Genomic DNA, 15,247 nt, shown 5'->3' on the forward strand with positions numbered 1-15,247 from the left:
TACATCCTTCTCGTTATTGTTCCAGATCGCGGAATTTCTCCCGCAAATGATTACGAATGCCAATGGCGGTCAGATTCAGACCAATAATGACAGTGACCAGCAGCAAAGAGGTCGCATAGACCAAAGGTCGCGCCGCTTCTACGTTCGGGCTCTGAAAGCCGACATCATAAATATGGTAGCCAAGATGCATGAACTTTCGATCTAAATGCAAATACGGAAACTGTGCATCGATCGGCAATGATGGCGCCATTTTCACCACCCCCACTAACATCAGTGGTGCCACTTCTCCCGCCGCTCTGGCCACCGCGAGGATTAACCCCGTCATGATCGCCGGGCTGGCCATGGGGATCACAATCCGCCATAGGGTTTCGGCTTGTGTCGCGCCCAATGCCAGCGAGCCGTGACGAATGGAAGGCGGTATACGGGCCAAGCCCTCTTCGGTTGACACGATTACCACTGGCAATGTCAGAATCGCCAGTGTCAGCGCCGACCAGAGAATGCCCGGCGTACCAAAGGTCGGCGCGGGCAGCTGATCGGAAAAAAACAGCTCGTCGATGGTGCCGCCCACCATGTACACAAAAAAGCCCAGACCAAATACGCCATATACAATGGATGGCACACCCGCCAGATTGATCACCGCCACGCGAATTAATCGGGTAAAGCGGTTCTGCTTAGCATATTCATGGAGGTAAATCGCGGCCAGTACCCCCAAAGGCGTCACAATCACGCTCATCAGCAGCACCATCAGCACAGTGCCGAAAATGGCCGGAAACACGCCTCCTTCGGTGTTCGCTTCACGCGGCGCATCGGTGACAAAGTGACCGACCTGGCGTCCCCAGTGTGCCACTTTTTCTGAGAATGACATATCGTTGGGATACCAGACATCCAGGATGTCCGCCAGCGGTATGGATACCTCACGCCCTTCGGCATCCTTCATCAGCAGCGACTGGCCATCCAGCCGCTGACGGATTTGTCCGAGCTCGTGCTCAACCTCACGCAGACGAGCCAGCAGCTCCGCCCGCCCCGGCTCGGTGGTTTTATCACCGTTCGCTGCCCGCGACGCCAGTTGACGGTTCAGCGGAATATACTGAGTTTGCTGTAATTCACGTATGGCTTCTTTATCGGCCTCGGCCTGGCTCAGCCAGTCTGGTAATGAAGCGGCACTGTGGCGACTGCCATTCACTATCACCGCCTGCGGATAACCGTAAAACTTGCCGTTCCGCAGCCGATCAATCACCGCCACTCCGGTCGCCAGATCCTTGGACAGAATTTGGGTCTCAAGCAGGGTGACAAAGTCCAAGTCGGCGAGTTCACGGTTGCCGGTTTTGATCAGATAGCGGGCAATGGTCGGATGATCATTACCCGCCAGCCCATACCCGGCTTCCAGTAACTGTTGGCGGGGTACCTGACGGGTTTCATAAATTTCGCCCACGATCACTTGCTGATGATCCGCCAGACTGACATCAAACCGGTACACCTGTGCCGGCCAGAAGTAACTCAATCCTTTCCAGCCTATCATGAGTAATAAACCCAGCACCGCAAGCAAACTCAGGCTGACAGTGCCAGCCGTCAACCAGATCCAGGGGGCGCCGGAACGCATCCATTTCAACATCTAATCAGTCACACAGCCTCTGCCCCGGTGATCATAGCGACTTGTATTTTTCACGCAGTCGCTGACGCACAATTTCCGCCAGGGTATTGAAGAAAAAAGTAAACACAAACAGCACAAATGCCGCCAGAAACAAGACGCGGTAATGCGCACTGCCGACTTCCGATTCCGGCATTTCTATGGCAATGGTTGCCGATAGCGTACGCAGACCTTCCAGTATGTTCCAGTCCATAATGGGCGTGTTGCCTGTTGCCATCAACACGATCATGGTTTCTCCCACCGCCCGTCCCAGCCCCATCATGACCGCGGAGAATATCCCCGGACTGGCGGTGAGCAGGACGACCCGGGTCAGGGTCTGCCAGGGGTCGCTCCCAGCGCCAGCGAGCCGCTGCTCAAGTGCGCCGGCACTGAATAAATCGCATCTTCGGCAATGGTAAAAATGGTGGGGATCACCGCAAAGGCCATGGCGATCCCCACCACCAGCGCATTTCTCTGATCATAACCAATCCCCCAGTGATTGGTCAGATAACTGCGGATATCGTCGCCAAAATACGCCTGTTCAATCACAGGGCTGAGCGAGAAACACAGATATCCGGCCAGTACCAGCGTTGGCATCAGCAACAAAATATGCAACCCGGTTGGCATTTTGCGCTGCCAGCCGCCAGGCAGCATCGCCCAGCCCAAGCCGACAGCCACCATCACCAGAGGCAGCACCAGCACGCTGAGCACTATGCCTATCAAATGATTTTCAACGATCGGTGCCAGCCAGATACCGGCCAGAAACCCCAGAATAACAGTCGGCAAGGCTTCCATGATCTCTATTGTCGGTTTTACCACCTTGCGCATTGAAGAAGACATAAAGTAGGCGGTATAAATCGCGCCAGCCAGAGCCAGAGGAATCGCAAAACACAAGGCATAAAAAGCCGCCTTCAGGGTACCGAAAACAACAGGGACCAGGCTCAGCTTAGGCTCACTTTCATCCGTCCCTGAGGTGGACTGCCAGACATAATCCGGTTCCGGATAACCTTCATACCAGACTTTCTGCCACAGGCTGCTGAAACTGACTTCCGGGTAAGGGTTGGACACCTTAAATACCTGCCACTGCTGCCCCGAGATCGCCAGCAACCTGTCGGCACGGGGTGAGATTGCCATCAGATCAGGTGTTTGACTGAACAGCCGGGATTCCAGTACAGGCGCAGCGGAATCGGCCATGTAATACCCCGTCAGCCTGCCGCCATCCTGAACGGCGAGAAAGCCTTTGCGATAATACTCAGGCACCACCCGATGCAGGGCGCCTTTATCGGCTGAAAAGGTGCGGGCTGGTATCAGCTGGCGTTGCCCCGCATGCACCACTTCAAACCATTGCGTGACCTTGCCGTCGCGACCGGTAATTAACAGCGAGTTGGCACCAGAAAGTGCCGTCATGGCGACCGGATCCTCCGCCCCCAGACTGACATCGGTTTGCTGACGAATCTGCCCTTCGGTGTGCTGCAGATCAATCACAGTGACTTGCCGGCCATTGAGCACATACAGAGTGCGGCCATCCGGTGTCACCACCATATCTGTGACCGGATGCCCGATGGCCGGCATTGCCAGTTGGGTTTCCTGCCACGCCTGTTCACCGGTATCCAGACCGCTGCCACGATGGAAAACCTTAGCCACAAGGCGCTGATCCCGGGTGACACCAACCAGTGCCGCCACCTGACGACGGACTGACACCGCCAGCTGAACCAGGGGCTGCCCCTGATTATCAAGCTGAATATATGAGGATGTCAGCGGCTCGCTCATCACCAGCCTGCCCTGCCGGATCAGCGGCTTCACTACAGTGACGCCACCAGCCTGATCACCATAGGCAAACACGTGCTCGTTCGGCAAAGCCGCAGCGAAACTGGTCGGATTCGCCATCACCACCTGCTGCTGCGTAACCGGTTGTTGTCCCTCACGGGCACTGAGTGCGACCAGGCTGATCTGCCCCTCAGAGGAAAAATGAAAAGCATGGGTGTTTTGTTCATTGACACGTACCGCAGCGGTTTGTGTCAGCGGAATGGAAAACGACTGAACAGGGGTGATCCTGGCCGGTGCGAACACAGGCACTATCACATAAAGCAGATAGAAAAAGATCAGCACAAGCGTCAGAAGGACAGAGATTCCACCGGCAATCACCCCATAACGCGCAAACCTGTCTTTTCGTTGACGGTTACGGTTATTGTCAGTCAAAAATGCACCGGCATCTGCCATTCTCACCCCATAAAAGTTACAAACTGACAAAGTATATGTCTGTTAGATGACAGTAATATTACAGCGACTTGCGGTTTATTGCTGGCCTTTTTATTGTGGGAGATTGAGGGAATGACTGACATCAATTTGCAACAAAATTTCCGTATTCTTAATGATTTATGACGGTAGCCGAATTCCGGTGACTCAGTAGGTATCCTGTCTGGACATAATCTGATCGCGGTCAGATAATGAATTTAACCGCTACCAGAAGGAGACGCGACATGAAACACCTTGTCATTACAGTCATTGGTCAGGATCGCCCGGGTTTAGTGGGGGCATTATCCGATACTGTGTATCAGCACAAAGGCAACTGGCTGGGCAGCAGTATGAGCAAATTGGCAGGTCAGTTTGCCGGAATTCTTCAGGTCGATATCCCGGAAGAGTCCGTCAAGCCCTTACGTCAGGCTATGTCTAAGCTTGATGGCCTGAACATTCATATTGCCGAGGATACCCAGATCACGGCGCCTCCCGCTCTGCTGCAGCTGCTCACAGTCACAGGCAACGACCGCTCGGGTATCGTCAAAGAAGTCACCACACGCCTTGGTGAGCTGGGTGTCAATATTCACAAACTCAAAACCGATACCCACAGCGCACCCAACTGGGGCTACCCCATCTTCACTGCCTGGTTTGAACTTGAAATCCCGGCAGAGCTGGCCGTCTCGACCGTACAGCAGCAGCTGGAAAGTCTGGCCGATGATCTGACCATAGATTTTGAAGAACCTGAAAATACCGAAGCGCACTAAAGGGCTGTTGTCCTTTCTACACCGAAAGACAGGCCGCTCTCTCTGCTGTTGATTCTGATGTTAGGAAAACCATGAGTACTGAACCACTGTATATTGACAAAGAACTTAGCTGGCTGTCTTTTAATGAACGTGTCCTCCAGGAAGCGGCGGACAAATCAGTGCCGCTGATTGAACGTGTCCGCTTCCTGGGTATTTTTTCCAGCAATACCGATGAGTTTTATAAAGTCCGCTTTGCCGATGTCAAACGACGCATTCTGATCACCCAGCAGCAGAGCGGCGACACCAATGCCAAGCACCTGCTGAGTAAGATCCAAAGCCGGGTGCTGAAAATGAACCAGGATTTCGACACCCTGTATAACGAAATCCTGCTGGAAATGGCCCGCCGCCATATTTTTCTCATCAACGAACAGCAGGTCGATGACAATCAGGTTGAGTGGCTGAAACGCTATTTCCGCCACACCATCTTGCCTCACGTGACACCGATTTTACTGACTGACGATATCGATCTGCTGCAGTTTCTCAAAGATGAATACACCTATCTGGCGATCGACATGAAGCAGGGGGACAACAGCCAGTATGCCTTGCTGGAAATTCCGACCGACCAGCTGCCGCGCTTTATTAAAGTGCCTGAGTCCAAAGGGAAAAACAGGAAAACACTGATCCTGTTAGATAACATTATCCGCCTGTGTCTGGATGATATTTTCAAGGCCTTTTTCGATTATGACAGTCTGTCTGCCTATTCGATGAAAATGACCCGGGATGCCGAGTACGATCTCAGTCAGGAGGTCGACCACGGCATCTTAGAGCTGATGTCGGAAGGCCTGAATCAGCGCCTGACGGCCATGCCGGTCCGTTTTGTTTATCAGCGTGATATGCCGGGGGAGCTGATCGAAAAACTGTGCGGCTTGCTGAAAGTGTCGAGCTACGACAGCATTATTCCCGGCGGCCGCTATCACAACTTCAAAGATTTCATCAGCTTCCCGAACATTGGCCGCAGCTACCTGGAAAACAAACCGTTACCGGCCCTGGACAGCTACCATTTTGTCAGCGCCAGAAACGCGTTTGAAGCCATCAAGGCGCAAGATATCCTGCTGTACTACCCGTACCACAAATTCAACCACATGACGGAATTTGTCCGTCAGGCCGCGTTCGATCCCAAAGTCCGCAGCATCCATATCAATATTTACCGGGTCGCCAAGAACTCGCGCATTATTGATTCGATGATAGATGCCGCCAACAACGGCAAACAGGTCACTGTGGTGGTTGAACTGCAGGCGCGGTTTGACGAAGAAGCCAATATCGAATGGGCCAGACGCCTGACCGAATCCGGTGTCCGTGTCGTGTTCAGCGTCCCCGGACTGAAAATTCACTCCAAACTGTGCCTGATCACCCGCCAGGAAGACGATGCCATCGTCCGCTACGCGCACATAGGGACAGGCAACTTTCACGAGAAAACTGCCCGGATTTATACCGATTTCTCGCTGTTCACCGCCGATCCTGAGCTGACCAACGAAGTGCGTCAGGTATTTAGCTTTATTCAGAACCCGTACCGGCCGGTAAAATTCAATCAGTTAATTGTCTCACCGCGAAACTGTCGCAGCCGTTTGTACGAACTCATCGACAGAGAAATTGCCAACGCCAAGCAAAAACTGCCGGCAGCCATTACACTCAAGGTAAACAACCTGGTTGATAAGGGGCTGATTAACCGTCTTTATCAGGCCAGCAGCGCCGGTGTCCGCATTGATATGATTATCCGTGGCATGTGTTCACTGGTGCCGGGCATTCCCGGTATCAGCGACAATATCCGGGCCATCAGTATTGTGGACAGGTTCCTGGAGCACCCCAGAGTCATGGTGTTCGAGAATAATGGCGAACCTGAGGTGTTCATCTCCTCGGCTGACTGGATGACGCGCAATATCGACAACCGCATTGAAGTCGGCTGCCCGATCAGGCAACCTGAACTGAAGCAGAAAATCATCGACATTCTGAATATTCAGTTTTCAGATACGGTCAAAGCCAGAATTCTGGATAAGTCGATGAGCAACAATTATGTGCCGCGCGGTAACAAGCGGAAAATCAGATCGCAGATTGCCATCTACGACTACCTGAAACAGTCTGAAAAAAAGATGCAAAAACAAGCCAGCCAAAAGGCTGAAGCATTGGCTTCCGAAGAGAATAATGAAAACGCAGCATGATAGAAATTGAGCGTCCCCGCGAAATCGCAGCAATCGACATGGGCTCAAACAGCTTCCATATGGTAGTCGCCCGGGTCGTGGGCCATAGCCTGCAAATTGTCAGCCGGCATAAACAGCGCGTCCATCTGGCTGAAGGACTCAACGACAATATGGATCTGGATCAGGCCGCCATTCAACGCGGCCTGAGTTGCCTGGCCATGTTTGCCGAACGCTTGCAGGGCTTTGCGCCGGAAAACGTCCGCATTGCAGCGACCTATACCCTCAGACAGGCCAGAAATGCCCATGTGTTTCTCAAACGGGCTGAACGCGTCCTGCCCTATCCCATTGAAATTATTCCCGGTACAGAGGAAGCGCGGCTGATTTATCTGGGTGTCGCCCATACCCAGCACGAACCGGGCCGCAAACTGGTGGTCGATATTGGCGGCGGCAGCACCGAACTGATCATCGGCGAAGGCTTTGATCCCAAGCTTCAGTACAGTAAACACATGGGCTGCGTGAGTTATAACCAGCACTTCTTTCCCAACGGTAAAATTTCCGCCAAAGCCATCAATAAAGCCCAGATGGCAGCGCTGCAGAAAATGGAAAGCATCGCCAGCAAATATCGCAAGATGGGCTGGGACACAGCCATCGGTTCCTCGGGAACCATCAAAGCGATTCGGGAAGTGATCATCGCCCAGGGCCATGCCGACGGTGTCATCACTCAAGAGCGGCTGGACGAGGTGGTCAAACAGGTTGCGGCCTGCAAACAAAGCGCTGAGCTCAACCTGCCCGGACTGACCGAAGATCGTAAGCCGGTTTTTGCGGCAGGTGTCGCCATCTTAAGTGCGGTATTCAGTGCGCTGAAAATCGACACCATGATTTTTTCGGATGGCGCGCTGCGGGAAGGGCTGCTGTACGAAATGGAAGACAGATTCCGTCACAGTGATATCCGCAGCCGGACGGCCACTGCGATGGCAGAGCAGTACAATGTGGATATCGATCAGGCCACCCGGGTCAGAAACACGGCTGAGCATTTGTACAGCCAGATCGCTGATCCGTCCGGCAATCACACGCCGGAGCTGGCATCACTGCTCAGCTGGGGCGCATTGCTGCACGAAGTCGGCCTGAGTATCAGCTATCCCGGCTTTCACCGCCACTCCGCGTATCTGCTGCGACACAGCACCATGCCGGGCTTTAATCTTGAGCAACAGACAGTGCTGGCGACCTTAGTGCGCTACCAGCGCAAGTCGCTCAAACTCGATGAAATGCCCGAGCTGACTATCTACAACCGCAAGCACATCTATCCGATGATCCGCGCCTTGCGACTGGCCGTTGCCCTGCATGGACAACGCTCTGACGAGGCTCTGCCTGCGCTGACCCTGAGCGCCGAGAAAGAAAAATGGCAGCTCACCCTGCCTGATGGCTGGCAAAGTAACAACCGATTGCTGGCCGCCGACCTGGCGAAAGAGCGGGATTACTGGCAAAAAACCGGCTGGGAGCTGTCAATTTCGCCGGACGATGAAAGTGAATAGGCAGATCAATCGAACAACAGCGCTGCCTTCGTAACCTACCCGATCCCCGCTTTGGCGGGGATTATCATTTGAGCCTTTAACAGATACAGAGACTTACTCAGCATCCGCCAGGCCCAGCGCCGCCAGCTCTGTGGCGATCACCGCGGCAGGTAAAGGCACATAGCCGTCTTTATCCACCATTTGCTGGCCGTCACTGGATAAAATGAACCGCAGGAATTCCGCGTCCAGTTTAGGTAAGGGTTTGCCGGGCGCTTTATTGACGTAAATCAGCAGATAACGCGCTAACGGGTAGCTGCCGTCGGCCGCATTGGCTTTGGTCGCCGCAATAAAAGGGCCGTCACCCTGAGCGATCGGTAAGGCCCGGATCCCTGAGGTCCGGTAACCAATTCCCGAATACCCGATGGCATTGAGCGAAGTCGACACCGACTGCACCACAGACGCCGAACCCGGCTGTTCGTTGACATCATTGCGGAAATCACCGTTGCACAAGGCTTTTTGTTTGAAATAGCCATAAGTGCCCGAGACAGAATTACGGCCAAAGCGCTGGATATCACGCTGCGCCCAGCGGCCGGTTAACCCCAGTTGCCCCCAATGTGTGACTGGCGAATTGGCACCGCAACGCAGGGTGCGGGAGAACACTGCATCCAGCTCCCGGTAACGCAGCCCCTGCAAGGGATTGTCTTCATGAACAAAGACGGCAAGCGCATCAATCGCAACCCGAACCGCCGTAGGCTTATAACCGTAATTCTGTTCAAAAGCCGTCATTTCCCGGCTCTTCATCGGGCGGCTCATCGGGCCAAGCTGGGCTGTAGCCTCAATCAGCGCGGTCGGTGCGGTGGATGAGCCCGCCGCCTGTACCTGAATATTGACATTGGGATAGCGCTGCATAAACGCTTCCGACCAGTACGTCATCAGGTTGGCAAAGGTGTCCGATCCGACAGAGGTCAGCACGCCGGCGACGCCTTCGACGTTCTGATAAGGCGCAGCAGCCGGCGCGCCTTGCGCTAGCGCATGGCCGCCACTCAGCATGCTGATCGCGCCAAGCCAGCCCCACTTGAATGTCCTCACCCAGCCTTTGTGTTTCATTTACCGCTCTTCTCCTCTGCCGGCCCACAGGCCCGGCTGTACATCATGCCAATCTGACTCAGGCTGCCTTTGCAATCAAACGCTGTGGCAACGTAAAGGAAAAAGTACTTCCCTCGTCAACCACACTTTCAATTTCGAGAAACGCATCATGATGACTCAGTGCGTGTTTCACGATTGCCAGCCCCAGGCCACTGCCGCCCGTTTCTCGCGAGCGCGCTTTATCAACCCGGTAGAAGCGTTCAGTCAGCCTGTGGATATGCTGCGGCTCAATGCCACTGCCGGTATCTGTGACCTCCAGCCGCGGACCTTTAGGCGACAGGAACCAGCGTACCGTCACTTTGCACTCTGGCGGCGTGTGTTTGACAGCGTTATAGACCAGATTCGAAATGGCGCTACGCAGCTGATCGGCATCGCCAAAGACCTGAAGTGATTCATCGACATGAAATTCAAAGATCTGATTTTTATCGCCACTGAGCGAGATGGCCTCTTTTTCGAGCACATCCAGCATGGCGGGAACATCAACTCTGTCTTCCAGCTCCAGATGAGGAGCCGCTTCGATTTTGGACAGGGTCAGCAATTGCTCCACCAGCGAATTCATCCGCGTCAGCTGCTCTGTCATCACGCCGTGGGCTTTTTCCCACATCGGGCCGACCAGCATATCCGGGTCCCGCGACATTTCCAGATAGCCCTGCAGGACGGTCATCGGGGTGCGCAGTTCGTGCGAAACATTGGCAAAAAAGTTGCGGCGCATCCCTTCCAGTTGCTTGAGCTGAGAAATATCGCGCACCACCATCAGGTATTCACCTTCGGTATAGCGCATGATACGTAACTCCAGCGTCCGGTCGTAATTGAGCGGCGAGGTGATTTCCAGCGGATCCTCAAAATCCTGTCTGGCCAGATAGCGGACAAAATCCGGACTGCGCAGCAGGTTACTGACCGGCTGACCGGCATCGTCCGGCCAGCGAAGCCCCAACAGATTCTGCGCCAGTTTATTGCACCAGACAATATTGCCCTCACTGCGAAACACCACCACGGCATCCGGCAGCGATTCCGCACCATTGCGGAAGCGGCGGATCAAGGTCGCCAGTTCGCGGCGGCGGCGGCGATTTCTTTGCTGGAGGCGGTAAATACCGTTAAACAGCGGCTCCCAGCTGCCCGAACCGGATGGCGGGGTCAGGCTGCGATCCGTCCACAGCCAGCGGGACATTTTCAGTTGATGGTGACAGTGCCAGGCCAGCAGAATCCAGCTGGCAGCCAGCAAAAACCAGGGCATGTAACCAAAAATCAGCCCGAGGATAACCCAGGGGAAATAAAAAAAGCCAGTTCCCGGACCAGCTTTTTCCATGACAAGCGTTCTACCATTCACCTCTCCCGGCAGTAACTGCGGCTTCACCCGGCCGTACAACCAGCTACTGACTCATCGTCCTTTTGTGTGGTCATTAAACCCTTGTTGAAAAACGGTATCCGGCACCACGCACCGTCTGTACCATTTTATCGTGTCCGCCGCACTCCAGTGCCTTGCGCAAGCGACGGATATGCACATCAACCGTCCTGTCTTCGACATAGACATTGGTGCCCCAGACATTGTTCAGCAGTTGTTCGCGGCTGTATACCCGCTCCTGATGCGTCATAAAGAAGTGCAGCATCTTGAATTCTGTCGGCCCCATATCCAGCGGATCATCATTGGAAGTCACACGGTGTGAAACCGGATCCAGTTTCAGGCCCTGCACGTCGATCACATCATCCAGTGAGGTCGGCGACACCCGGCGCATCACAGCTTTCAGACGGGCCATCAGCTCTTTGGGCGAGAAAGGTTTGGTGATGTAATCATCCGCGCCCACTTCCAGTCCACGCACTTTATCTTCTTCCTCACCACGCGCTGTCAGCATCACCACAGGAATGCTGCGGGTCACCTCATCGCGCTTGAGATGTTTGATCAGGTTGATGCCTGACCCGCCCGGCAACATCCAGTCGAGCAGGATCAGCTCGGGAAAAGGTTCACAGATCTTCTCCAGCGCGGAGTCATAATCTTCTGCTTCAATGGCCTGATAGCCTTTTTGTTCCAGCACAAAGCACAGCATTTCGCGGATCGGTGCTTCATCCTCAACCACTAGAATCCGTCTAACCATAGTCTCAATACCTAAGTCATAGCTCTCTGTCTGGCGCCATTATCCGAATAAAGTATGACACTTTTGTGACCGAGAGGCGAAAAGCTTCACCCGATTGCTATCAAACTGTCATGATATCCGCGATTTATCCCGCTTAGCCCAGAATCCGCACCCGACTGCGGCCACCGCCCATCGCTTCGACCGCCACCTGAACGCCAATGCGTTCCACCAGTGTGCCGACATGGGAGATCACCCCAATCTGGCGGCCATCGGCCTGCAAGGCATCCAGACAGGCCAGCGCCATTTCCAGGCTGTCAGGATCCAGCGTACCGAAGCCTTCATCGATAAACAGGGAGCCCAGCTGACGGGTATCGGCCGCCAGTGAAGCCAGCGCCAGCGCCAGTGCCAGCGACACCAGAAAGCTCTCCCCGCCGGACAATGACTCAACGCTGCGCACTTCATCGCCCATATCATGATCGACAACCTGCAACGCCAGCGGGCTGCCCGGTACGGGCTGAAGGGCATAACGCGGCGCCAGATCCTGCAAATGCTCATTGGCCAGCAGCACCAGCTGCTGCAATGTCAGTCCCTGCGCCAGGGTTCTGAATTTATTCCCGTTGGCAGAACCGATCAGCTCACTCATTTCCAGCCAGAGTTCGGTACTCGCTTGCTGCTGTTGCAGCTGCTGAGTCAGCGTGCCGGCCAGTTGTTCGGCCTGCTCCGCCTGCACCACACGCTGTCGCTGAGTAAAATATTGCTCTTCCAGTGCCTGCTTGTCCGCTTGCCACTGCGCCTGGTGCTCACTCTGGATTTCGCTCTCCAGCGCAATACCCTGCGCAGACAGCCAGGCTTTGGCAGTATCCACACTGGGCTGATGATCTTTCAGCGACTGCTCCCGCTCGGACAACCGGGTCAGCGCGGCGGCCTGTGCCTGCTCAATCACTCGCAGCGCCGCTTTTTCCTCAGCCAGCCAGGCCTCATCCTTGCCCAGCAAGGCCATCAGTTCCTGCTCCGACATCCCCAGCTTCTGATGCCAGCCCTGCCAGCGCTGCTGCACTGCACTGTGCGCGGTTTTCGCCTCATGCAATTGTTGCTGCGTGCTGTGCAAGGCCGACTGCGTGGCGGCATAGCGTTCACCGGCCTGCCGCTGCTGCTGCTCGCTGCTGCTGAGCGACTGACGGGCCGCCTCTAATAAGGCTTTCTGCTGCGACTCTAACGGAGTGAGTGCCTGCTCACCCACCAGTGCTGTTCTTTCCTGCCATAGCTGCTCAAGCTGTTTCTTGAGTGCCGCTTGTTTGTTCTTCGTATCTGCCAGCTGTTTCTGCAGATTCTGAATGCGGGTCTGACGCTGCGCCAGTTCCGGAGCCAAGGCATGCAGCTGTTTGTCTGTAGTGAGCAGATCCTGCTGGCAGGTGAGGTAATCCTCCGCCTGCCGGGTTAACTGCAGGGTATATTGCTCTTCTCCCTGCTGACGCAAGCCCTCCAGCCAGGCCTCGCTGCCGAACTGTTTGTTCAGGGTCTCGGCCCGCTGACTGAGCAGAGTTTGCTGTTCGGCGCACTGCTCTTCCAGCGAGGTCAGTCTGGCTTGCCGGCCCGCTTCTCCCTGCGCTAACTGGTGGATGTCATGCGCGAGTTTATTTTCAGCCTGTACCACTTGCTGGTACTGCTGCTCCAGCGCTCTGGCCTGCCGCAGGCGCAACTGGCCGCTTTCATACTGCTGCTGAAGCTGGCGCAGTTGCGGGGATAATTGCCCGGCTTCATGCTGCCAGGCGGCCAGCTGTTCGCGCAGTGAGGCCAGCGGCATCTGCTCAGTAAATTCGATATGTACCGCCTTGGCGCAATCGGCCGCCTGAACCGCCGCCTTCGCGGATACCGCGGCGATACTGGCCAGCTCGTCGTTGATCACCGCCAGGCGTTGCGTGTATTGCGGGACAAGCTGCGCCAGATGATGGCGTTCGCCTTCCAGCGCCTGAAACTGCTTCGCCAGTGCCTGCCGGCGTTGGTTGTGCTGCTCCAGCACGCTCTCAACTGCCGGATGACTGGCCGCATAAGGATGGTCCAGCCCGCCGCACAAAGGACATGGCTCATCCTGTTTCAGCTGGCTGCGGTAATCGCTCAGCTGCAGCACAGCCTGACTTTGCTGGAACTGATATTCAGATTCTTCCGCCCGTGCGCTGAGCAGATTCAGCTCGGGCACTAATGCCTGCAATTTCTGTTCTGTCTGCTGACTGGCTGACTCCAGCTCCTGTCGCTCCTGCATCAACCGATTCTGGTGATCCAGCAAGCCGCACCATTCCTGTGTGGCGGCCATCGCCTGACGCAGATCATCAAGACGCTGCTGAGAATGGCGGTAAGCCTGCTGACTCTGCTCCTGCGCCGCGCTCACCTCATCGACATTAAGCTCAGCCCGCTGTTTTTCCAGCTGCTGCCGCTGTGTCAGCAGGTGCTCACTGTCTTGTTTCAGCTTGCTGTCATCGAGCCGGTATGCCTGCTGTTCCTGCAGCCCTTGCTGAATGTCTTTCCTGAGCCGGGACAAAGAACGGTGGGCAGTCAGATATTGTTTCAGGTTATCCAGCACAGGCTGAAACTGTTCGGCAACGGCGGCCAGATCGCGATTGTCTTCCAGTTGCTTTGACAACTGCCGGCTCTGCGCCTGAAGCTGCTGCTGTGCATGCTGCTGGTGCTGATATTCCCTGTCTTCCTGATCCCCTTGCTGTTGCAGCGCCTGGGCATCCTGTGCCAGCAGCTGATGTTGCAGCTCCAGCCCCTGCCGCTGTTGATCCAGCATCTGCGCCTGTTTCAGTTTGGGTTCCAGCATCAGCCATGCTTGCTGTGCCTGCTCAAGTGACTGCCGGGCTTGTACGACAGCCTGTTCGGCATCCTGTCGCTGCTGCTGATCCTGCGCCAGCGCCTGCTGAGCCGCACTCAGTGAGGCCTCCAAACGGGCGATTTGCTGGACGGACTGGGTCAGCAAGGTAAAATCGGCCCGCGCCGGCTGCGCGGTTTCGAGCTTCGCCAGGTATTCAATGCGGGGAGTGGCCTGGGTACTTTCGGCGATTGCCTCAGTCAACGCCTGCTGACTCTGCGCCACCCGCTCCTGCAGTGTTTTGTCTGTGCTCAGCGTCTGCTGATGCTGGCTCAGCGCCGCCAACCGCGCATCAAGCTCGGCCAGCTGGGTTTTCAGGGCGGCGATCTGTGCATGCAACGCCTGCTTCTCGTCGTCACTGAGCAAGGCGATATCACCCAGTTTTTCCTGCAGCTGTTGCAGTTTCTGTTTCTCTTCGCGGGCTCTTTCGTAAGCGGCCACCGACAGACGGCCGTAAATTTCACCGCCCGTCATGCGCTCGAGCAAAGACGCGCGCTCATCAGCCGCAGCTTTCAGAAATGCCGCGAACTCGCCCTGCGGCAACATCACGGCCCGGCGGAACTGCTCAAACGTCAGGCCAATCAGACGCTCAATTTCCAGCTGCACTTCTTGTTTTTTGCCCGCGAACCGCTGCCCGGATTCCAGGTTTTCCAGCCATTGTTCTGAAGGCTGCACCCGCCCTTCTGCATTGCCTCTGGCCCGGCGAACCTGCCAGCATGCCCGCCAGCGGGAACCATCATTGGCCTGAAAATCAACCTCGGAAAACGCCTCCGCTTTGCCCCGCGACAGAATACTGCGGACATCGTTGGCTCTGATCCGGTTCTCGTCGTCGCCCCGTCCGATTTCTGCATC

9 protein-coding genes and 1 pseudogene are annotated in these 15,247 nt (G+C 55.4%); 3 read left to right on the forward strand and 7 right to left on the reverse strand.

What is annotated here, in order from left to right; all coding sequences use genetic code 11:
• Positions 1–13: 13 nt before the first annotated feature.
• Genes pstA through P4S53_RS20625 form a run of 3 tightly spaced genes read right to left on the reverse strand, consistent with a single transcriptional unit; the run spans position 14 to position 3,847 of the window.
• On the reverse strand, positions 14–1,612 hold the full coding sequence (pstA, locus tag P4S53_RS20615) for a phosphate ABC transporter permease PstA (protein ID WP_337114161.1): 1,599 nt from the start codon (positions 1,610–1,612) through the stop codon (positions 14–16).
• Positions 1,613–1,643: 31 nt separating this feature from the next.
• Positions 1,644–1,961 (reverse strand): hypothetical protein, encoded by a 318-nt coding sequence (locus tag P4S53_RS20620; protein ID WP_337114543.1) that lies wholly within the window; start codon positions 1,959–1,961, stop codon positions 1,644–1,646.
• Complete coding sequence (locus tag P4S53_RS20625) at positions 1,958–3,847, reverse strand: phosphate ABC transporter permease (RefSeq protein WP_337114162.1); 1,890 nt, start codon at positions 3,845–3,847, stop codon at positions 1,958–1,960. The genes P4S53_RS20620 and P4S53_RS20625 overlap by 4 nt, the downstream gene beginning before the upstream one ends.
• Before the next feature lie 260 nt (positions 3,848–4,107).
• Between P4S53_RS20625 and P4S53_RS20630 the strand changes: the two genes are divergently transcribed.
• The 3 genes from P4S53_RS20630 (at position 4,108) to ppx (ending at position 8,335) form a co-directional block, all read left to right on the forward strand.
• Positions 4,108–4,629, forward strand: a complete 522-nt coding sequence (locus P4S53_RS20630) for a glycine cleavage system protein R (RefSeq protein WP_337114163.1) — start codon at positions 4,108–4,110, stop codon at positions 4,627–4,629.
• A gap of 71 nt (positions 4,630–4,700) precedes the next feature.
• Positions 4,701–6,824 carry a polyphosphate kinase 1 gene (gene ppk1, locus P4S53_RS20635; protein ID WP_337114164.1) on the forward strand — a complete coding sequence of 708 codons (2,124 nt, stop codon included), beginning with the start codon at positions 4,701–4,703 and terminating at the stop codon, positions 6,822–6,824.
• Positions 6,821–8,335: an exopolyphosphatase gene (gene ppx, locus P4S53_RS20640; protein WP_337114165.1), complete on the forward strand. Its 1,515-nt coding sequence runs from the start codon at positions 6,821–6,823 to the stop codon at positions 8,333–8,335. The genes ppk1 and ppx overlap by 4 nt, the downstream gene beginning before the upstream one ends.
• Before the next feature lie 93 nt (positions 8,336–8,428).
• Here the strand turns inward: ppx and P4S53_RS20645 are convergent, their stop codons facing one another.
• The 4 genes and pseudogenes from P4S53_RS20645 to P4S53_RS20660 form a co-directional block, all read right to left on the reverse strand.
• Complete coding sequence (locus tag P4S53_RS20645) at positions 8,429–9,364, reverse strand: PstS family phosphate ABC transporter substrate-binding protein (RefSeq protein WP_337114544.1); 936 nt, start codon at positions 9,362–9,364, stop codon at positions 8,429–8,431.
• 115 nt (positions 9,365–9,479) lie between these two features.
• Positions 9,480–10,783: pseudogene (gene phoR / locus P4S53_RS20650) on the reverse strand (phosphate regulon sensor histidine kinase PhoR).
• A gap of 77 nt (positions 10,784–10,860) precedes the next feature.
• Positions 10,861–11,550, reverse strand: coding sequence for a phosphate regulon transcriptional regulator PhoB (gene phoB / locus P4S53_RS20655; protein WP_027252987.1), 690 nt, complete (start codon positions 11,548–11,550; stop codon positions 10,861–10,863).
• A gap of 133 nt (positions 11,551–11,683) precedes the next feature.
• Positions 11,684–15,238, reverse strand: a complete 3,555-nt coding sequence (locus tag P4S53_RS20660; protein WP_442958698.1) for an SbcC/MukB-like Walker B domain-containing protein — start codon at positions 15,236–15,238, stop codon at positions 11,684–11,686.
• Positions 15,239–15,247 lie beyond the last annotated feature (9 nt).

Source organism: Photobacterium sp. Hal280 (assembly GCF_037162255.1).
In the GTDB taxonomy this organism is placed as follows: Bacteria; Pseudomonadota; Gammaproteobacteria; order Enterobacterales; family Vibrionaceae; genus Photobacterium.